Genomic DNA, 21,394 nt, shown 5'->3' on the forward strand with positions numbered 1-21,394 from the left:
GCGCCGATCAGAAGTTGATGTTTGCGGAGATCCCGCCCACAAAAGCATCTTTCACTTCGCTGACCGCGCCCGGTGCCACCACATACTGCAGGTTAGGACGCAGCTGCAGCCATTTAGTCAGCTGAGCGTTGTAATAGATCTCATAGTTGTACTCTGAGCCATCCTGAATCGGCAGATAGGTCGGGCTGTTGAAATCGGTTTCGCCGCTGGCGGCGTTTTGCTCACGCAGCGCGCGGGTATAGGCGCTGTTAACGTGGATACGCGCGGCACCTACGCCAATTTCATCCTGCGGACGTGCGTCAAACGGCCCTTTCCACGTGAAACTGATCGACTGATAATTGTCCGTTTTTGACGTTTTATGGTCATTCATCACCGCCTGCACCATCACGCCAAGGCCGCGGCTGGCATCGCCGCCCTGTGCCGTCAGCTGCTGCTGTAACAGCACATAGCCGCCATAGGCGTGATCTTTGCTCTGGTACGCGCCGTCGCGCCAGCTGCCGTAGTTATCCCCATTCACCGAGGAGTAGTAATAACCAATGCGGTAATTACCTGGCAGGTTATCCGGCCCCAGCGTCGGTTTCCAGCCCAGCTCGACCGGTACCAGGTTGCCTTCGGAATGGCTGGTGTCGAGACGGAAGCCGTCGCCGCGGTCGTAGTTGGCGCGGTTCTGGTTATAGAAGCCCACCTGGAAGAACACCTCCGGCGTGAAATTCACCCGCACGCGACCGCCCCATTGCGATACCGGCCAGTTGAACCAGCGATCGCCGCGCCAGTTACCGGCCTGGCCGCTGCCAAATGCCAGGTTCTGGAACTTGCTGTCAAAATTATCAAAATCTTCGCCTACCGTTACGCGGCCGGCTTTCAGGTTAACGGTGTTATCGAACAGCCCTTTACTCAGCCAGAACTGCGTCAGACGCCAGGTCTGACCGCGGCCGTACACCTCCTGCACCGAGGACAGCATACCGCTGCGGCGGTCTGCGACCTGATCGGAAATATTGCGGCCATCGCGGTTAGTGATCGTCATCTGGAACTGCGCATCCTGCCAGTCGAGCAGCTTTTGCAGGTCGAAATTTGCGCCAAACGCCCACTGATCGCTATAGCGCATGGAGGTATTGGTATCCGCGCCGCCACCGAGGTTCGCGGCGCTTTCCATGGTGTAGTTCACATCAAATTTGATGCCGTCATTCTCCAGCTGCGTTCGGTATCCGCCCCAGTCACCAAACATATAAGGGGAGTCATAGCTGAACGCATCGGCTGCCACCGCAGAGGCACTCAGCATGGCGAACATCAGGGTACCCGCTGCCAGACGGGGGACAGACTGCACTGCTTTTTTTCTGTTCATGATCGTTATTCTTTTGTAAGTGATCGGAAGAAACAGGCAGAGGATAGTGCTGGGGTTGTGTCAGTTTTTGCAAATCTGTGCGCTGGGAAGGTAAAGGTGACAGTGACTTAACGCAATTGTGACGCGGATCGATGAATGAATCTGTTTTTGCCAGAAAGGCATTTTTTGCGAGGCAAAAAATCAGGATTGGCTGCGGGACGCTGTCGCGCCCCGCTTAGGGTTACGGCTGGCTGGCGCGGGCCAGCTCTTCAATTTCCTGCTTGCTCAGCTGCAGTTCGGTGGCTTTGACCAGCTCATCCAGCTGCTGCAGCGAGGTGGCGCTGACAATTGGCGCGGTGATGCTGGGGCGGGCAATCTGCCACGCCAGCGCAACCTGCGTCGCCGAAGCGTCATGCGAGGCGGCGATATCCTCCAGCGCTTCAATGATGCGTTTACCGCGCGCATTGAGGTATTTCTCGACGATCCCCTGGCCGCGGGCGCTCTTGCTGGCATCTTCCGGTTTTTTGTACTTCCCGCTGAGGAAGCCGCTGGCCAGCGAATAGTAGTTAATCACGCCAAGCCCGTTTTTCACCGCCACCTGTTCCAGTCCGCCTTCATACTCAGCCCGATCGTAAAGGTTGTATTCCGGCTGCAGCGTTTCGTAACGGGCAATCCCGTGCTGCTTGCTGATATCCAGCGCCTCCTGCAGACGCGCTGCGCTGTAGTTGGATGCGCCGATAGCGCGCACTTTGCCCTCTTTGATCAGCGAATCAAACGCCTGCAGCGTCTCATGCAGCGGCGTCTGCGCGTCGTCGCGGTGCGCCTGATACAGATCGATCACGTCGGTTTGCAGCCGGCGCAGGGAATCCTCTACGGCCTGGCGAATATAGGCCGGTTTAAGGCCGGTTTTTTCCGGTGACAGCTCCATACCCACTTTGGTTGCCAGCACGATCCGGTCGCGCTTGCCGCTCTGCTTCAGCCATTTACCGATGATGGTTTCTGATTCGCCACCCTGATTACCGGGTGCCCAGCGCGAGTAAACATCCGCTGTATCAATAAAGAACAAGCCCTTCTCCACCAGCGCATCCAGCAGCGAAAACGAGGTTTTCTCATCCACTGTCCAGCCGAAGACGTTGCCGCCAAACGTCAGTAACGGCACGGTGATACCGCTGTCGCCCAGCTGGCGGGTTTTATGTTGACTCATTTAGCTCTCCTTATTTGCACGAGACAGGTCTGTCTTTCAGCTTAGCAAAGGAAAAAAACACGCTTATGCGTATTCCTGCCAAAATATTTACTGAATATGAATACTTAGCCTCGCCGGGGCGATATTCTTATTTCCTTCAATTTCTGCCCGGTACGGGCGTCTACAATCATTTCGTTTGCGAAACGCCCCCTTTTGTTTTCGCATCTGAGGAAAACGAAACCGCCGGAGAGCACACAGAGCAATGAATCGTCGATTAACACTCAGCCTGACCGGCATGGTCATCCTCGCGGCCCTCGCGGCTGGCGTTTACCTGTGGCAGCATCCGGCACAGCCGGATCGCCCGTCGCAGACCGACGGCCAGCCACATAGCGCAAATCGCGCCGCCGGGCATCGTCCGCCGGCCCCGGTGCAGGCCGCCACTGCCACCACCGAGAGCGTGCCTTATTACCTGAGCGGTCTGGGCACCGTGACCGCTGCCAGTACCGTGACGGTGCGCAGCCGCGTGGAAGGCCAGCTGATGGCGCTGCACTTTACCGAAGGCCAGCAGGTCGAGGCCGGTGCGCTGCTGGCCGAGATCGATCCGCGCCCCTACCAGGTGGCGCTGACCCAGGCGCAGGGGCAACTGGCCAAAGATCAGGCCACGCTGGCGAACGCCCGCCGCGACCTCAGCCGCTATGAAAAACTGGCGAAAACCTCGCTGGTTTCACAGCAGGAGCTGGATACGCAGCGCTCGCTGGTCAGCGAGACGCTTGGCACCCTTAAGGCGGATGAAGGTAACGTTGCCAGCGCGCAGCTTAACCTCACCTATAGCCGCATCACCGCGCCGATTGCTGGCCGCGTGGGGCTGAAACAGGTCGATGTCGGCAACTACGTCACCACCGGCGATACCACGGGCCTGGTGGTGATCACCCAGACCCATCCCATCGATGTGGTCTTCAGCGTGGCGGAAAACCACATCGGCGACATTCTCCGGGCGCAGAAAAGCGGCCAGCCGCTGCAGGTGGAAGCCTGGGATCGCAGCAATAAGACCCTGCTGACGCAGGGAACGCTGCTCAGCCTGGATAACCAGATTGATGCCACAACCGGCACCATCAAACTCAAAGCCCGCTTCAGCAATCAGGACGACACCCTGTTCCCGAATCAGTTTGTGAACGCGCGGCTGAAAGTCGATACGCTGCAGGATGCGGTGGTGATCCCGACCGCCGCGCTGCAGATGAGCAACGATGGCCACTTTGTCTGGGTCGTGAACAGCGACAACAAAGTGAGTAAAAAACAGGTGACCGCCGGGTTGCAGGACAGCCAGAAAGTAGTGATCACCGCTGGCCTTGCCGCCGGTGAGCGCGTGGTGACCGACGGGCTGGATCGCCTGACCGAAGGGGCAACGGTAGACGTCGTCGCGCCGCAAAGCACCGCGCCAGCCAATAGTCGCGCCGCGCAGCCAGCGCACGGAGAACGTCCATAATGCAGGTGATGCCTCCCGACGCCAGCGGCGGTCCGTCGCGCCTGTTTATCCTGCGCCCGGTGGCGACCACGCTGCTGATGATCGCCATTCTGCTGGCGGGCATTCTGGGTTATCGCTTTCTCCCGGTCTCGGCGCTGCCGGAAGTGGATTATCCGACCATTCAGGTGGTCACGCTCTATCCCGGCGCCAGCCCCGACGTGGTGACCTCCTCGATTACCGCCCCGCTGGAACGCCAGTTTGGCCAGATGTCCGGCCTGAAGCAGATGGCGTCACAAAGCTCCGGCGGCGCGTCGGTGATTACGCTGCAGTTTCAGCTGACGCTGCCGCTGGATGTCGCCGAGCAGGAGGTGCAGGCCGCCATTAACTCGGCCAGCAATCTGCTGCCCGGCGATCTGCCCAATCCGCCGGTATACAGCAAAGTGAACCCGGCGGACCCGCCCATCATGACGCTGGCCGTCACTACCACCAGCATGCCGCTGACGCAGGTGCAGGATATGGTGGAGACGCGCGTGGCGCAGAAAATCTCCCAGGTCTCCGGCGTCGGACTGGTGACCCTTTCCGGCGGTCAGCGCCCGGCTGTACGGGTAAAAATGAACGCGCAGGCGCTGGCGGCGCTGGGGCTCACCAGCGAAACGGTGCGCACGGCCATCAGTAACGCCAACGTTAATTCCGCGAAAGGCAGCCTGGATGGCCCGACGCGTTCGATTACGCTATCCGCCAACGATCAGATGACCTCGGCAGAGGATTATCGCCGGCTGATCATCAGCTACAGCAACGGCGCACCGGTGCGGCTGGGCGATGTCGCCACTATTGAACAGGGCGCAGAGAACAGCTGGCTGGGTGCCTGGGCCAACCGACAGCAGGCGATTGTGCTGAACGTGCAGCGCCAGCCGGGTGCCAATATTATCGCCACCGCCGACAGCATCCGTGCCCTGCTGCCGTCGCTCACCGCGACCCTGCCGAAATCGGTGGAGGTGAAACTGCTGACCGATCGCACCACCAACATCCGCGCCTCGGTGACCGATACCCAGCATGAGCTGATGCTGGCAATGGGGCTGGTGGTGATGATCATCTACCTGTTCCTGCGCAATGTGCCGGCAACGATTATCCCGGCCGTGGCGGTGCCGCTGTCGCTGATCGGCACCTTTGCTGCCATGTATTTTCTTGGTTTCTCGATCAACAATCTGACGCTGATGGCGCTGACCATTGCCACCGGCTTCGTGGTGGATGATGCGATAGTGGTGATCGAGAATATCTCGCGCTACATCGAAAAAGGCGAAAAGCCGCTGACCGCCGCGCTGAAAGGCGCTGGCGAAATTGGCTTTACCATTATCTCCCTGACCTTCTCGCTGATTGCGGTGCTGATTCCGCTGCTGTTCATGGGCGATGTGATTGGCCGCCTGTTCCGCGAATTTGCGGTTACGCTGGCGGTGGCGATCCTGATCTCCGCCGTGGTTTCCCTGACGCTGACGCCCATGATGTGTGCCCGCATGCTCAGCGCCGAATCGCTGCGTAAGCAGAACCGCTTTTCGCGCGCCAGCGAAGCGCTGTTTGACCGCATTATTGCCGGCTATGGCCGCTGGCTGACGCGCGTGCTGCGCCATCCGTGGCTGACGCTTTCGGTTGCGCTGGGTGCCCTGCTGCTGACCATTCTGTTGTGGATTGCCATTCCAAAAGGCTTTTTCCCGCAGCAGGATAACGGCATCATTCAGGGCACGCTGCAGGCACCGCAGTCGGTCTCTTACGCCAGCATGGCTCAGCGCACGCGCGATGTCGCCTCCATCATCATGAAGGACCCGGCCGTACAAAGCCTCTCCTCTTTTGTGGGCGTGGATGGCACCAATGCCGCCCTGAATAGCGCGCGGCTGCAGATCAACCTGAAACCGCTGGATGAGCGGGCCGATCGTATACCGGTGGTGCAGCAGCGTCTGCAGCAGGCGCTGCAACAGGTGCCGGGCGTATCGCTGTGGCTGCAGCCGGTGCAGGATCTGACCATTGAAACCCAGGCCAGCCGCACGCCGTATCAGTTTACGCTGCAGTCCGGCTCGCTGGACGCGCTCAGCACCTGGGTGCCCAAACTGCTGAACCAGCTGGCCACCTCACCGTCGCTGAAAAACGTCAGCAGCGACTGGCAGGATCAGGGACTGGAAGCCTTTGTGCGGGTGGATCGCGACAGCGCCAGCCGGCTCGGTATAAGCATGGCGGATATCGACAATGCGTTGTACAACGCCTTTGGTCAGCGCCTGATTTCAACCATCTACACCCAGGCGAATCAGTATCGCGTGGTGCTGGAGCAGGATAATCAGCACACCCCCGGACTGGCGAGCCTGGAAGGCATCCGCCTCAGCAGCAGCGACGGCGGCAGCGTCCCGCTGAGCGCCATTGCGCAGGTAGAGGAGCGGCATGCCGCGCTCAGTATCAACCACCTCGACCAGTTCCCGTCCGCGACCTTCTCGTTTGACGTCGCCGACGGCTACTCGCTGGGCGATGCGGTGCAGGCCATCAGCAGCGCTGAAGAGCAGGTTGGCATGCCTGCCGAAATGATGACGCAGTTCCAGGGCAGCACGCTGGCCTTTGAGGCTGCGCTGAGCAGCACCGTCTGGCTGATTGTCGCGGCGGTGGTGGCGATGTATATCGTGCTTGGCGTGCTCTATGAGAGCTTTATTCATCCCATCACTATCCTCTCCACGCTGCCGACCGCTGGCGTAGGCGCGCTGCTGGCGCTGATGCTGAGCGGTAACGAGCTGGATATTATCGCCATCATCGGCATCATTCTGCTGATTGGTATCGTGAAGAAAAACGCCATCATGATGATCGACTTTGCGCTGGCAGCCGAACGGGAACAGGGCATGGCCCCGCGTGACGCCATCTATCAGGCGTGCCTGCTGCGCTTCCGCCCGATACTGATGACCACGCTGGCGGCGCTGCTGGGCGCGCTGCCGCTGATGCTCAGTACCGGCGTGGGTGCCGAACTGCGCCGCCCGCTGGGTATCGCGATGGTTGGCGGCCTGATTCTCAGCCAGATCCTGACGCTGTTTACCACGCCGGTGATCTATCTGCTGTTTGATCGCCTGGCCGCGGCAACCCGCCGTCGCGTCAAGCGGCCGGAGGCGCAACCGTGAAATTCTTCGCCCTGTTTATTCACCGGCCGGTCGCAACCACCCTGCTGACGCTGGCGATTGCGCTGGCGGGAATACTTGGCTTCCGCCTGCTGCCGGTGGCGCCGCTGCCGCAGCTCGATTTTCCGGTGATCATGATCTCCGCCTCGCTGCCGGGTGCGTCGCCGGAAACCATGGCTTCCTCGGTCGCCACGCCGCTGGAGCGCTCGCTGGGGCGCATTGCCGGCGTCAGTGAAATGACCTCCACCAGTTCGCTTGGCAGCACGCGCATCATTCTGGTGTTTGATTTTGACCGCGATATCAACGGCGCCGCGCGCGACGTCCAGGCGGCCATTAACGCCGCGCAGAGCCTGTTGCCGAGCGGCATGCCGAGCCGCCCGACCTACCGCAAGGCCAACCCGTCCGATGCGCCGATCATGATCCTTACCCTGACCTCGGATATTTATAATCCCGGTCAGCTGTATGACTACGCCTCGACGCAGCTGGCGCAGAAGCTGTCGCAGATTGACGGCGTCGGCGATGTGACGGTCGGCGGCAGTTCGCTGCCGGCGGTGCGTGTGGACCTCAATCCGCAGGCGCTGTTTAATCAGGGGGTGTCGCTGGATGCGGTGCGCACCGCCATCAGTAACGCCAATCAGCGCCGCCCGCAGGGGGCAATTGATGATGTCAGCCAGCGCTGGCAGGTGCGTACCAACGACGAACTGCAGAGCGCGGCGGTCTATCAGCCGCTGATTGTGCACTACAACAACGGCGCGGCAGTGCGGCTGAGCGATGTCGCCACCGTGCAGGATTCGGTGCAGGACGTGCGTAACGCCGGGATGACCAACGGCAAGCCGGCGGTGCTGCTGGTGGTGCGTAAATCGCCGGAAGCCAACATCATTGATACGGTTGATCGTATTCGCGCAGAAATGCCGCTGCTGCATGACGTTATTCCGGCTGCCATCGACCTGCAGATTGCCCAGGATCGCTCCCCCACCATTCGCGCCTCGCTGCAGGAAGTTGAGCAGTCGCTGGTGATTGCCGTCGGGCTGGTGATTCTGGTGGTGTTCCTGTTTCTGCGCGACGGACGGGCTACGCTGATCCCCGCCGCCGCGGTGCCGGTGTCGCTGATCGGCACCTTCGCCGCCATGTATCTGTGCGGCTTCAGTCTGAACAATTTGTCGCTGATGGCGCTGACCATCGCCACCGGTTTCGTGGTAGATGACGCCATTGTGGTACTGGAAAACATCGCCCGTCACGTGGAAGCCGGCATGAAACCCCTGCAGGCGGCGCTGACCGGCGTGCGCGAAGTGGGCTTTACCGTGTTGTCGATGAGCCTGTCGCTGATTGCCGTCTTTCTGCCGCTGCTGATGATTGGCGGCCTGATTGGGCGTTTCTTCTCAGAGTTCGCCATTACGCTCTCCGTTGCCATTCTGATCTCGCTGTTTATCTCCATTACCCTGACGCCGATGATGTGTGCTTACCTGCTGAAATCGCAGCCCGCGCACACCCCGCCGCCGCCACGCGGGTTCAGCCGCCTGCTGCTGGCGCTGCAAAATGGCTATGCCCGTTCGCTCGGCTGGGTGCTGCAGCACGCCCGCTGGGTGCTGCTGCTGCTGCTCGGCACCGTGGGGCTGACCATCTGGCTGTTTATCACCATCCCGAAAACCTTTCTGCCGGAGCAGGATACCGGCCGGCTTAGCGGCTTTATCTCTGCCGACCAGAGCATTTCGTTTCAGGCGATGCGCGGCAAGCTGGAAGATTTCATGAACATCATCAAGGCCGACCCGGCAGTAGAGAATGTAACCGGCTTTACCGGCGGCTCGCGCACCAACAGTGGCATGATGTTTGTGTCGCTGAAACCGCTGTCAGAGCGTCATGAGAGCGCACAGCAGGTGATTGCCCGGCTGCGCACCAGGCTGGCAAACGAGCCGGGAGCGAATCTCTATCTCAACGCCGTACAGGACATTCGCGTCGGCGGTCGGGAATCTAACGCCAGCTACCAGTACAGCCTGCTGTCTGATAACCTGGCCGATCTGCGCGAATGGGAACCCAAAATCCGCCAGGCCTTTTCCGCCCTGCCGCAGCTGACTGACGTTAACTCCGATCAGCAGGATAACGGCAGTGAAATGGCGCTGACCTATGACCGGGAAAGCATGGCGCGTCTCGGCATTGATGTGTCTGCCGCCAATGCGCTGCTCAACAATGCCTTTGGTCAGCGCCAGATCTCCACAATTTATCAGCCGCTTAACCAGTACAAAGTGGTGATGGAAGTCGATCCGCGCTATACCCAGGATATCAGCGCGCTGGACCAGATGTTCGTCATTAACAGCGCGGGCAAAGCCATTCCGCTGAGCTGGTTTGCCCGCTGGCAGCCGGCCAATGCGCCGCTGGCAGTGAACCATCAGGGGTTATCCGCCGCCTCAACGATTTCGTTTAACCTGCCGGAAGGGGTCTCGCTGTCGCAGGCGTCTGAGGCAATCGACCGCACCATTACCGCGATTGGCGTGCCATCCAGCGTGCGCGGCAGCTTCGCCGGTACGGCGCAGGTGTTTCAGGATTCGCAATCCAACCAGCTCTACCTGATGCTGGCGGCCATTGCGGCAGTGTATATCGTGCTGGGTATTCTGTATGAAAGCTATGTGCACCCGCTGACCATTCTCTCTACCCTGCCCTCCGCCGGCGTAGGTGCGCTGCTGGCGCTGGAACTGTTCAGCACGCCGTTCAGCCTGATTGCGCTGATTGGGATTCTGCTGCTGATTGGCATCGTGAAAAAGAACGCCATCATGATGGTGGATTTTGCACTGGAGGCCGAGCGCAACGCTAACCTGACGCCACGTGAAGCGATTTTCCAGGCCTGCCAGCTGCGCTTCCGCCCGATTCTGATGACCACGCTGGCGGCGCTGTTTGGCGCACTGCCGCTGGTGCTGACCCGCGGCGACGGCGCCGAGCTGCGTCAGCCGCTGGGTATAACGATTGCCGGCGGGCTGGTGATGAGTCAGTTGCTGACGCTCTACACCACGCCGGTGGTTTATCTGATGATGGATAAGCTGCGCCGGCGTAAAAAGCAACCGGGGTTACTCACTGAGTCATAACGTCGCCGTTGCCCGGTGCCGCGCAGGTTGCCCTGCGCCAGCGCCGGCGGCAGCCGGTATGACCGCGTTAATACAGGATTGCCCATGAACCCGCAAACCGCCACGGTCCGCTGGCAGCTCTGGATTGTTGCCTTCGGCTTTTTTATGCAGACGCTGGATACCACCATCGTCAATACCGCCATCCCGTCTATGGCACAGGATCTGCACGTCAGTCCGCTGCATATGCACTCGGTGATTGTGTCGTATGTGCTCACCGTGGCGGTGATGCTGCCGCTCAGCGGCTGGCTGGCGGACCGCTTTGGCGTGCGCAACATCTTCTTCAGTGCCATTGTGCTGTTCAGTCTCGGCTCGCTGCTGTGCGCCCTCTCTGCCTCCCTTGATCAGCTGGTGCTGGCGCGCGTGGTACAGGGCATCGGCGGGGCGATGATGGTGCCGGTGGGCCGGCTTACGGTGATGAAAATCGTGCCGCGGGAGCAGTACATGTCGGCCATGACCTTTGTCACCCTGCCCGGCCAGATTGGGCCGCTGCTGGGCCCGGCGCTGGGTGGCGTGCTGGTGGAGTATGCCAGCTGGCACTGGATCTTTCTGATCAACATCCCGGTTGGCATTATCGGCGCGATCGCCACGCTGTTGCTGATGCCCAACTACACCCTGCAAACGCGACGCTTTGATTTCACAGGCTTTCTGCTGCTGGCGGCGGGCATGGCGACGCTCACGCTGGCGCTGGATGGTTCGCGCAGCGGCAGCCCGGCCTGGCTGCCCGCCCTGCTGGTGCTCACCGGCGTGCTGGCGCTGCTGTTTTATCTGCTGCATGGGCGCAACAACGACAACGCGCTGTTCAGCCTGAAACTGTTTGATAACCGTCTGTACGCGCTGGGCCTGCTGGGCAGTTTTACCGGCCGCATCGGCAGCGGCATGCTGCCGTTTATGACGCCGATTTTCCTGCAGGTCGGGCTGGGCTTTAGCCCGTTTCACGCCGGGCTGATGATGATCCCCATGGTGCTGGGCAATATGGGGATCAAGCGCATCGTGGTGCGTATCGTCAATCTGTTTGGCTACCGTAACGCGCTGACGGGCAGCACGCTGGCGCTGGCGCTGGTGGTGCTGCTGTTTCCGGCGGTCGCGCTGCTCGGCGGCCTCTGGCTGCTGCCGGCGGTACTGCTGCTGCAGGGAATGATTAACGCCATCCGTTTCTCCTCCATGAATACCCTGACGCTCAAGGCGCTGCCGGATGAGCTGGCCTCCAGCGGCAACAGCCTGCTGTCTATGATCATGCAGCTCTCCATGAGTATAGGGGTCACGGTTGCCGGCCTGCTGCTCGGGGCCTTCGGACACGGCGCCCTCACCGATGGCACCGATACCCGGCAAATCTTTATGTACACCTACCTATGCATGGCGCTGGTCATCGCGCTGCCCGCCCTGGTGTTCTGGCGCGTGCCCGGCGACGTCAGTAAAAATGTCGATCTCAGAAGCAGGAAAAAATCATGAAGCAGCCGCTCCGACTCGGCATCAGTGCCAAACTGTTTATGGCAATCTTTTCAACCTGCATGCTGGTGATCATCACCATGCACTGGGGCGTGCGTCTGAGCTTTGAACACGGCTTTGTGGATTACATTAAAAAAGGCAACGAACAGCGGCTGACACTGCTGAGCGATGCGCTGGCCGATCAGTATGAACAGCACGGCAGCTGGGATTTTTTGCGCCACAACGACCGTCTGATTTTCACCATTCTGCGCTCGCTGGAGCAAAATCCCGGCAGCAACAATCAGCTCCCGCCGCACGGCTGGCGCACCCAGTTCTGGATTATCGATCAGCAGTACAAGGTGCTGTCCGGGCCGCGCGCGCCGGTGCCGCCGGAGGGATCGCGGCGCAGCATCACCACCAGCAACGGCAAGGTGGTGGGCTGGGTCATCGCCTCCCCGGCCGAGCGGCTGACGCGCAGCACCGATATCAACTTTGATCGCCAGCAGCGGCAAACCAACTGGATGATCGTCGGCCTCACCACGCTGCTGGCGGCGCTGGTCACCTGGCTGCTGGCGCGCGGGCTGCTGGCCCCGGTCAAACGACTGGTAGACGGCACCCACCAGCTGGCGGCGGGCAAATTTGCCACGCGGGTGGAGGTGGGCAGCAGCGATGAGATCGGCCAGCTGGCGCGCGACTTCAACCAGCTTGCCCGATCGCTGGAAAAAAACGAAAGCAACCGTCGCGCCTTTATGGCGGATATCTCCCACGAGCTGCGTACGCCACTGGCGATCCTGCGCGGCGAGCTGGAAGCGATGCAGGATGGCGTCCGCCGGCTGACGCCGGAAGCCATTACGTCCCTGCAGAGTGAAGTCGTGGTGCTGACCAAACTGGTTGAGGATTTACATCAGCTGTCGCTCTCCGATGCCGGTGCCCTCGCCTACCGCAAGCAGCCGCTCGATCTGGTGAACCTGCTGGAAGTGGTGGCCGGCAGCTTCGGCGCGCGCTATCGCAGCCGCGATCTGACGCTCAGCCTGGCGCTGCCGGCGGCGGCCAGCAGCTTTGGCGATCCGGACCGGCTGATGCAGCTGTTTACCAATCTGCTGGAGAATAGCCTGCGCTACACCGATGCCGGTGGCACGGTGCGCGTCAGCATGCAGCAGTCGGGCGAACAGTGGCAGCTGCATTTTGCCGACAGTGCGCCCGGGGTGGAGGGTGAACAGCAGGCCCGGCTGTTTGAGCGTTTTTTCCGCGCAGAAAGCTCGCGTAACCGCGCCAGCGGCGGCTCCGGTCTGGGACTGGCGATCTGCAAAAATATTGTCGAAGCGCACGGCGGCACGATTTCTGCGGCGCACTCTGATTTAGGTGGTCTGCAAATCACGCTAAACTTGCCGTATGTTCCTCACCAGACATCTCTATGAATACGGAAAAAAGCGATCCCCTGATTCTTGTGGTTGAAGACGAACCCAAACTGGCCCAGCTGATGATCGACTATCTGCAGGCTTCCAACTATCGTACGCACCACATTGCCGACGGCAACGCGGTGCTGGAATACATTCAGCATACGCCGCCCGATTTAATGCTGCTGGATCTGATGCTGCCCGGCCGCGACGGCTTAACCCTGTGCCGCGAGATTCGCCGCGTCTCTGAGCTGCCGATCATTATGGTCACCGCGCGCACCGAAGAGATCGATCGCCTGCTGGGGCTGGAGATCGGTGCCGATGATTACATCTGTAAACCGTTCAGCCCGCGCGAGGTGGTGGCGCGGGTGAAAACCATTCTGCGCCGGGTGAAAAAATCACCAGAGGAGGTGCAGCAGAGCTCGCCGCTGCTGATTGATGAGGGGCGTTTCCACGCCAGCTGGCGCGATCAGCCGCTGGAGCTGACGCCGGCAGAATTCCGGCTGCTGAAAACGCTGGCGCTGGAGCCGGGTAAGGTGTTTTCACGCGAGCAGCTGCTGAACCATCTCTATGACGATTACCGCGTCGTGACCGATCGTACCATCGACAGCCACATCAAAAATCTGCGGCGCAAACTGGAGGCGCTGGATGCCGATCAGCCGTTTATCCGCGCCGTCTATGGCATGGGCTATCGCTGGGAAGCGGATCTCTGCCGCCTGTTGTAGCCGCCGGCATTGATCCCGATCAATTTACTTCGCCAGCCAGCCTGCCTACAATTCCCCACCTTTTGCAGGGCCGCGCGCGCGGCCGCTGCTCCGGCCATCGCCGATGGCCTGCTGACCTGATATCAGTGAGATCTCTATGTTCAAACCCGAGCTGCTCTCTCCGGCGGGAACGCTGAAAAATATGCGTTACGCCTTTGCCTACGGCGCCGATGCGGTTTACGCCGGCCAGCCGCGCTACAGCCTGCGCGTGCGTAATAACGAATTTACCCATGAAAACCTGGCGAAGGGCATCGCGGAAGCCCATGCACTGGGTAAAAAATTCTACGTGGTGGTGAACATTGCGCCGCATAACGCCAAGCTGAAAACCTTTATTCGCGATTTGACCCCGGTGGTGGCCATGCAGCCGGATGCGCTCATCATGTCCGATCCGGGTCTGATTATGCTGGTACGCGAGGCGTTTCCTGCCATGCCGATCCACCTTTCCGTGCAGGCCAATGCCGTTAACTGGGCAACGGTGAAGTTCTGGCAGCAGCAGGGGCTGACGCGGGTGATCCTGTCACGCGAATTGTCACTGGAAGAGATTGCAGAGATTCGCGCGCAGGTGCCGGCGATGGAGCTGGAAATTTTCGTGCACGGTGCGCTGTGCATGGCTTACTCCGGACGCTGCCTGCTCTCGGGCTACCTGAACAAACGCGATCCCAATCAGGGCACCTGCACCAACGCCTGCCGCTGGGAATACAAGGTGCAGGAAGGCCGTCAGGATGAGATCGGTAATATCACCGGCTTCCATGAGCCGGTTGCAGTACAGCCCGCGACGCTGGGCGCTGGCGCCCCCACTGACCGCGTCTTCCTGCTGGAAGAAAAGATGAAACCGGGTGAAGTGATGAGCGCGTTTGAAGACGAGCACGGCACCTACATCATGAACTCTAAGGATCTGCGCGCGGTGGCGCATGTCGAACGGCTGAGCCAGATGGGCGTGCATTCGCTGAAGATCGAAGGCCGCACCAAATCCTTCTACTATTGCGCGCGTACTGCTCAGGTTTATCGCCGCGCCATTGACGATGCAGCCGCCGGCAAACCCTTTGATACCAGCCTGCTGGCAACGCTGGAAGGCCTGGCGCACCGCGGTTATACCGAAGGCTTTCTGCGCCGCCATACCCATGACAGCTACCAGAACTACGAGCAGGGTTTCTCGGTCTCGGATCGCCAGCAGTTTGTCGGCGAGTTCACCGGTGAGCGGCGTGGCGACCAGGCGCGGGTGGCGGTTAAAAATAAGTTTATCACCGGCGACTCGGTGGAGATCATGACGCCGCAGGGCAATCTGCACTGCACGCTAGAAGCGATGCAGAACGATCAGGGTGCCGCAGTGACGGTGGCACCCGGCGACGGGCATCACGTGTGGATCGCCGTGCCACAGAACGTCGATCTGGCTTTTGCCCTGCTGCTGCGTAACTTCCCGGAGGGTCACACTACCTGCGATCCACACGGCAAAAATCGCACAGAATGAAAAGAAAACGGCGAAGTTAGAACAGGATCACAGACCGCCGCCGCGCCGCGCCTTAGAATCGCGCCTGCTGCTAATGAGTAACAACAAACGGCAGGTCGTACCAGGAACCACCTCATTCACCCGCCCGGCTCCCCCGTGCGGGTTTTCTTTTTTCATCGCCCGCCGATAAAGTTCCCGCCGCAGCTATGCTATAACCTCAGCAGTCTCTCATTGATCAAGGAACGGATAATGCAAAACACCCCCCTCACCTTACTGATCCTGAACGGGAAAGGCGCAGGCAATGAAGAGTTGCGTGCAGCGGTGACCACACTGCGCGAAGAAGGCTTTGACGTGGCAGTACGTGTGACCTGGGAGAAAGGCGACGGCGAACGCTACGTGCAGGAAGCGGTTGCCCTGCAGGCCACCACGGTGGTGGCCGGTGGCGGTGACGGCACTATCAATGAGATTGCCACCGCGCTGGCCGCGCTGCCGGCCGGGCAGCGTCCGGTGCTGGGCATTTTGCCGCTGGGCACCGCCAATGATTTTGCCACCAGCGTCGGTATCCCGGCGGAGATGGAGCCGGCGCTGCGGCTCGCCATTGTCGGCAAGCAGACCGCTATCGATCTCGCCTGCGTGAACGGCGATCGCTATTTCATCAATATGGCGACCGGCGGCTTCGGGACACGCATTACCACAGAAACGCCGGAGAAGCTGAAGTCTGCCCTTGGCGGCGTCTCTTATTTCATTCACGGTTTGATGCGTGTGGATGCCCTGAAGCCGGACAGCTGTGAAATCAGCGGACCGGATTTTCACTGGCAGGGCGATGCGCTGGTAATCGGTATCGGCAATGGTCGTCAGGCAGGCGGCGGGCAGAAGCTGTGCCCGGAGGCGCTGATCAATGACGGCCAGCTGAACCTGAGCATCGTTACGGCACAGGAGCTGTTACCTACCCTGCTGCATTCGCTGACGCGTGACGATGAGAATCCCAATATTGTCTCCGCGCAGCTGACCTCGCTGGCGATCCGTTCCCCTAACGAGATGACCTTTAATCTGGACGGCGAGCCGCTGACCGGCAGTGAATTCACCATTGAAGTGATGCCAGGCGCACTGAATTGCCGCCTGCCGCCGCAGTGTGCGCTGCTGGCGTAATCGCGGTTACCGGGTGCAGCTGCACCCGGTGAATGTCTGCACGGCTGGCGCAGCTTATACTTTCATCCAGCGGCGCTCCGCCGCAGAGATCGCCACGGCTTCCAGCACCTTCTGCACCTGCAACCCTTCGGCAAAATCGGGCCACATGCGATCGCCTGCCGCAATACCGTTAATCAAATCGCGCACTTCGACGGTTTTCTGGTCGTTAAAGCCGATGCCATGCCCGGCGGAGACGCAAAAACTGGCATAGTCCGGATGCGCCGGGCCGGTAAGGATGGTTTTAAACCCCTGACGTCCGGCGGGATCGTCGTGCAGGTAGAGCGCCAGTTCCGCCATGCGCTCCTGGGTATAGCGCAGTGTTCCTTTGGTGCCGGTTACCACGTAGGTCAGCCCCATCTTACTGCCGCAGGCGATGCGTGAGGTTTCAAACACGCCGTGCGCGCCGTTTTTAAAACGCAGCAGTGCGCTGGCCTGGTCCTCGTTTTCCACCGGCAACATGCGCGTGGCGTCGTGCGGATCGGGACGCTGCTTAATCACCGTCATCATATCGCCGCTGACCTCCTCAATATCGCCGACCAGATAGTGCGCCATATTGACAATATGCGCGGCGAGATCACCGAGCGCGCCCAGTCCGGCCAACGCTTTCTGACAGTGCCAGTCAAGCGGGGTCTCCGGCCGGGCCAGGTAATCTTCGTTGTGGGTGCCATAAAAATGCACCACGTCGCCAATCTCGCCGCGCGCAATGATCTCCCGCGCCAGCTGGCTGGTCGGGTTTTTCATGTAGTTGAATCCGACCAGCGTTTTTACGCCCGCCTGCTTTGCAGCCTGCACCATCTCTTCCGCATCGGCAACCGACAGCGACAGCGGCTTCTCCGAGTAGACGTGTTTACCGTGGCGAATCGCTTCCAGCGCCATCTCCTTGTGCAGAAAGTTAGGCGCGCAGATATCCACCACGTCAATATTCGGGTCGCGCACCAGTTCGCGCCAGTCGCCGGTCGCGCGGGCAAAGCCGAAGGCGGCAGCCTGCTTCGCCGCCAGCGCCGGGTTCACCTCTGCCAGCATTTCGCGCACGATCTCGCCCTTCAGCGCAAACACCGTCGGTGCCTGTGCGTAAGCAATCGCGTGACAACGCCCAATATATCCACTGCCAATCATACCGATTCTGACTTTGTTCATGCTGCACCTGAAATTCATGGGAGGGGTTTTGGCGAAATATATGTTTCGTTTTTTGCGGCGACAACGGTGAAATGAAATATCTGTGATCATACATGCGAGGTATCTGACAAAACCGACAAATCAGAATGTAATTTTGCATAGCGTTGGTGATAACCATCACAACTGAGTGCGGGAAATGCGGCACGCAGTGCGCGCTGCAGTGAAATCGCTGCATTATTCAGCAGTCAGAAAAATTTGTGAAAAAGGGCTTTGACAAGCCCCGGCCACCCCGATAATATGCGCCCCGTTCCAAACAATTCCTCTGTAGTTCAGTCGGTAGAACGGCGGACTGTTAATCCGTATGTCACTGGTTCGAGTCCAGTCAGAGGAGCCAGATTCAGAAAAGCCCGCTCAGGGAAAACCGAGCGGGCTTTTTGCTTTTCTGCGCTGCGTTCCCTCTTTCAGCCTGATGCTTTGCGCTGCCCCGCCCGGCGCGGAAAGTGGAAATCCGCCAGGCAGTTGCGTACAGTCACTCACGAAACACTGGCCCTGTTTTAGCCAGGCGTTCATTTTTCCGTATTTATCATCCTGTATCGTGTTCTGTTTTCATCTGCACCGGGGATATCACCATGAAAATGTCACTCCGCAGCGCCACGCTGGCGCTGGCTATCGGCAGCTTTTCCGCCACCGCCGCTGAGATACCGGCTGACGCCACGCCAGGCGAGTTGATCAATCTGCGTCTCGGCTGGATGAAAGATGTCGCGGGCTATAAAGCGCAGCATCATCAGCCGATTGAGGATCTCAGTCAGGAACACAAGGTGCTGGAAAAAGCGCTTGGGGAGGCGCGCCAGCTGGGGCTGGACAGCCGCACGGTGCAGCCGTTTATTCAGGCGCAGATGGACGTGGCAAAAGCCGTGCAGTATCGCTACCGGGCCGACTGGCTGGCCGTGCCGGAAAAAGATTGGCAGCCGCGCCCGCTGGAGGTGGTCAGGCAACAGATTGGGGCTTACAGCGACGCGATTCTGCGCAGCGTTTCGCTGCGGCTGAAACAGGGTACGCCTGTCAGCCAGCGGGAAGAAGCGGCCTTTATGCAGGCGATCCAGCAACCGCACGTCACCCCGCAGGACAAGGCGTTACTGTGGCACACACTCAGCGCGATCACTCTGACGCGCCCGTGAAAGCACTGCCGGCCGTGGCAGCCACTCCGGCGGCTGCGGCCGGAAACATCCTGCCCGCCTCTGACCTGCCGCCAGCGCAACCCGTCGCGCACGCCTCTGTGATTGCCTTCACAACTCCTGCATGCAGACTTGTATGGTAGTATTATTGCGCGTAGTTTTTCACCATGATTTTCGCTGATATGCGGCGCAAACCGCCGCCAGCCTTCAGGAGCTGATGATGAAAAGTGTGGTGATTGAACAACCGGGTGAGCTGGTGCTGGCCGACCGTCCGCTTCCGCAGCCGGCAGCGGGTGAGGTGCGGATTAAGGTACATTACGCCAGCATCTGCGGTTCCGATGTGCATATCTGGCGGGGCCACAATCCGTTTGCCCGCTATCCGCGCGTCATTGGTCATGAGTTTTTTGGCGTCATTGATGCCGTCGGGCCGGATACGGATGCCCGCCGGCTTGGCCAGCGCGTCGCGGTTGATCCGGTGGTCAGCTGCGGCCACTGCTATCCCTGCCGCGTGGGCCGTCCGAACGTCTGCCAGACGCTGCAGGTGATTGGCGTGCACCGCGACGGCGGCTTCAGCGAATACGCGCTTGCGCCGGCGGCCAATGCGCATCCACTGCCGCCTTCGGTACCGGATAAACTCGCCAGCCTGGTGGAGCCCTTCACCATTGCGGCAAACATCACCGCGTTTCTGCAGCCGCAGCCGCAGGATGTGGCGCTGATTTACGGTGCCGGCCCGATGGGGCTGACCGCGATCCAGGTGCTGAAAGGCGTTTACGGCGTGCAGCAGGTGCTGGTGGTGGATCGGCTGCCGGAGCGACTGACGCTGGCGCAGGAAAACGGGGCCGATCGCGTCTTTAATAACAGTGAGATCGCGCTGGCCGCCCAGCTGGAAGGCGTACAGCCAACGCTTATCATTGACGCCGCCTGCCATCCGGCCATTCTCGCCGAGGCAGCGGCGCTTGCCTCTCCGGCTGCCCGCATTGGTCTGCTCGGCTTTTCCGGCGAGCCCTGCAGCATCACGCAGCAGGCGCTGACCAGTAAAGAGCTGTCGCTGTTTACCTCACGCCTGAACAGTCATCGATTCCCGCAGGTGATCGCGTGGATGGAACAGGGGCTGATTCAGCCGCAGAAACTGGTGACGCACTTTTTCCCGCTGGCGGAAACGGCGCGCGCCATGACGCTGTTTGAACAGGATCCGCGCACCTGCTGCAAAGTGATGCTGCAGATGGCGTAACCGCTTTGCCACACCAGGTGTTTCCCCCGACCGGTACGTACCCGCCGGCCATGACAATAATTCCCTGCAGCATGACAGGGAAAACGGAGTCGGAGTTGCTATGTTGAAGAACCTGCGCTGGACCCTCGTACTGCTGTTGTTCCTGGTTTATATGATCAACTACCTCGATCGTATTGCCCTCTCGCTCACCGTGCCGCTGGTGGAAAAAGACCTGATGATCAATGCCGAGCAGTTCGGCATGATTTTCGGCAGCTTTTTCTTTGGCTATGCGGTGTTTAACTTTATTGGCGGCCTTGCCACCGACAAATTCGGCCCGACCCTCGTGCTGGGCACGGCGGTGGGCCTGTGGTCCCTGTTCTGTGGCATGACCGCGCTGGCCACCGGCTTCTGGTCAATGATGATCCTGCGCGTATTATTTGGCATGGCGGAAGGCCCGATCTGCGCCTCCGCCAACAAAGCGATTAACGGCTGGTTCCCGAAAAAACAGGCCGCCACCGCTATGGGTCTGCTCAGCGCCGGGTCACCGCTGGGTGGCGCGGTTGCCGGACCGATTGTAGGTTATCTGGCGCTGTCATTCGGCTGGCGTCCGGCGTTTGTGGTGATCTGCCTGATTGGACTGGTGTGGATGGGCCTCTGGTTCTTCTTTGCGGCGGATAACCCGGCTAAAAGCAAACGCATATCGCCGCAGGAGCGGGCGCAGGTGCAGGCGCTGAAAGCGGAAGAGCCGGCTGAGGTGAGTAATACCCGCACGCACGCGCACGGCATGGGGAGCTATCTGCGTCAGCCGATAATCCTCGTCACGGCATTCGCCTTCTTCTGTTACAACTATATTCTGTTCTTTTTCCTGAGCTGGTTCCCGGCTTATCTGGTGCAGGCGCACGGCCTGGATATCAAAGCCATGAGCATCACCACCATGATCCCGTGGATCGTCGGCTTTATCGGCCTGGCGCTGGGCGGCTGGATTTCAGACAAAATTTTTCAGGTTACCGGCAGACTGCTGCTGTCGCGCAAGATTGTGCTGGTGGTTTCGCTGCTGGCGGCGGCGGTGTGCGTGGCGCTGGCGGGCACCATTAAAGAGGTCAATTCGGCGGTCATCATGATGTCGATCTCTATCTTCTTCCTCTATATCACCGGCGCAATTTACTGGGCAATTATTCAGGATGTGGTGCATCCGAGCCGCGTCGGCAGTATCAGCGGATTCATCCACCTGACGGGTAGCCTGTCGGGCATCATCGGCCCGATTGTCACTGGCTTTATCGTGCAGCACACCGGCAAATTTGACAGCGCGTTCGTGCTGGCGGGTGGCGTCGCCGCACTGGGCGCGCTGCTGGTGCTGTTTGTGATTCGCAGTCCGAAGTCGGGCGATACCCCGGTTTCTGTTTAATCCACTGACCGACCGGGCGTACGCCGCCCGGTCTGCTGAAAGGAATAG

Annotated in this window: 14 protein-coding genes and 1 tRNA gene; 12 read left to right on the forward strand and 3 right to left on the reverse strand. The window is 60.1% G+C overall.

From position 1 onward, the window contains the following. Window positions 1–7 precede the first annotated feature (7 nt). Together D8B20_RS11145 and D8B20_RS11150 are read right to left on the reverse strand one after the other, a co-directional pair. Complete coding sequence (locus tag D8B20_RS11145) at window positions 8–1,342, reverse strand: carbohydrate porin (protein ID WP_186454366.1); 1,335 nt, start codon at window positions 1,340–1,342, stop codon at window positions 8–10. 220 nt (window positions 1,343–1,562) lie between these two features. Further along, window positions 1,563–2,525 (reverse strand): aldo/keto reductase, encoded by a 963-nt coding sequence (locus tag D8B20_RS11150; RefSeq protein WP_145888940.1) that lies wholly within the window; start codon window positions 2,523–2,525, stop codon window positions 1,563–1,565. 241 nt (window positions 2,526–2,766) lie between these two features. Between D8B20_RS11150 and D8B20_RS11155 the strand changes: the two genes are divergently transcribed. The 8 genes from D8B20_RS11155 (at window position 2,767) to yegS (ending at window position 16,401) form a co-directional block, all read left to right on the forward strand. Then, on the forward strand, window positions 2,767–3,987 hold the full coding sequence (locus D8B20_RS11155; RefSeq protein ID WP_145888941.1) for an MdtA/MuxA family multidrug efflux RND transporter periplasmic adaptor subunit: 1,221 nt from the start codon (window positions 2,767–2,769) through the stop codon (window positions 3,985–3,987). After that, a complete protein-coding gene (locus tag D8B20_RS11160) occupies window positions 3,987–7,109 on the forward strand; it encodes an MdtB/MuxB family multidrug efflux RND transporter permease subunit (protein ID WP_145888942.1) in 3,123 nt (1,040 codons plus the stop codon). Before D8B20_RS11155 ends, D8B20_RS11160 begins: the two co-directional genes overlap by 1 nt. Then, window positions 7,106–10,180: a multidrug efflux RND transporter permease subunit MdtC gene (mdtC, locus tag D8B20_RS11165; RefSeq protein ID WP_145888943.1), complete on the forward strand. Its 3,075-nt coding sequence runs from the start codon at window positions 7,106–7,108 to the stop codon at window positions 10,178–10,180. Before D8B20_RS11160 ends, mdtC begins: the two co-directional genes overlap by 4 nt. 84 nt (window positions 10,181–10,264) lie before the next feature. Next, entirely contained in the window at window positions 10,265–11,668 is a 1,404-nt protein-coding gene (mdtD, locus tag D8B20_RS11170; RefSeq protein ID WP_145888944.1) for a multidrug transporter subunit MdtD, read from the forward strand. Beyond that, window positions 11,665–13,062, forward strand: coding sequence for an envelope stress sensor histidine kinase BaeS (gene baeS, locus D8B20_RS11175; protein WP_145888945.1), 1,398 nt, complete (start codon window positions 11,665–11,667; stop codon window positions 13,060–13,062). Before mdtD ends, baeS begins: the two co-directional genes overlap by 4 nt. Next, complete coding sequence (gene baeR, locus D8B20_RS11180) at window positions 13,059–13,766, forward strand: envelope stress response regulator BaeR (RefSeq protein ID WP_145888946.1); 708 nt, start codon at window positions 13,059–13,061, stop codon at window positions 13,764–13,766. Before baeS ends, baeR begins: the two co-directional genes overlap by 4 nt. A 136-nt stretch (window positions 13,767–13,902) precedes the next feature. Continuing rightward, entirely contained in the window at window positions 13,903–15,273 is a 1,371-nt protein-coding gene (gene trhP, locus D8B20_RS11185) for a prephenate-dependent tRNA uridine(34) hydroxylase TrhP (protein ID WP_145888947.1), read from the forward strand. A gap of 228 nt (window positions 15,274–15,501) precedes the next feature. After that, a complete protein-coding gene (gene yegS / locus D8B20_RS11190) occupies window positions 15,502–16,401 on the forward strand; it encodes a lipid kinase YegS (protein ID WP_145888948.1) in 900 nt (299 codons plus the stop codon). Between the two features lie 54 nt (window positions 16,402–16,455). Here the strand turns inward: yegS and D8B20_RS11195 are convergent, their stop codons facing one another. Next, window positions 16,456–17,577: a Gfo/Idh/MocA family protein gene (locus tag D8B20_RS11195; RefSeq protein WP_145888949.1), complete on the reverse strand. Its 1,122-nt coding sequence runs from the start codon at window positions 17,575–17,577 to the stop codon at window positions 16,456–16,458. 297 nt (window positions 17,578–17,874) lie between these two features. Between D8B20_RS11195 and D8B20_RS11200 the strand changes: the two genes are divergently transcribed. From D8B20_RS11200 to D8B20_RS11215, 4 genes are all read left to right on the forward strand, one after another. Then, window positions 17,875–17,950 (forward strand) — tRNA-Asn (locus D8B20_RS11200). Between the two features lie 235 nt (window positions 17,951–18,185). Continuing rightward, window positions 18,186–18,734 (forward strand): chorismate mutase, encoded by a 549-nt coding sequence (locus D8B20_RS11205; RefSeq protein ID WP_145888950.1) that lies wholly within the window; start codon window positions 18,186–18,188, stop codon window positions 18,732–18,734. A 217-nt stretch (window positions 18,735–18,951) separates the two neighbouring features. Continuing rightward, entirely contained in the window at window positions 18,952–19,962 is a 1,011-nt protein-coding gene (locus tag D8B20_RS11210) for a Zn-dependent oxidoreductase (RefSeq protein WP_145890540.1), read from the forward strand. 100 nt (window positions 19,963–20,062) lie between these two features. Further along, a complete protein-coding gene (locus D8B20_RS11215; RefSeq protein ID WP_145888951.1) occupies window positions 20,063–21,346 on the forward strand; it encodes an MFS transporter in 1,284 nt (427 codons plus the stop codon). Window positions 21,347–21,394 lie beyond the last annotated feature (48 nt).

The organism is Candidatus Pantoea soli (assembly GCF_007833795.1).
GTDB classification, from domain to species: domain Bacteria; phylum Pseudomonadota; class Gammaproteobacteria; order Enterobacterales; family Enterobacteriaceae; genus Pantoea; species Pantoea soli.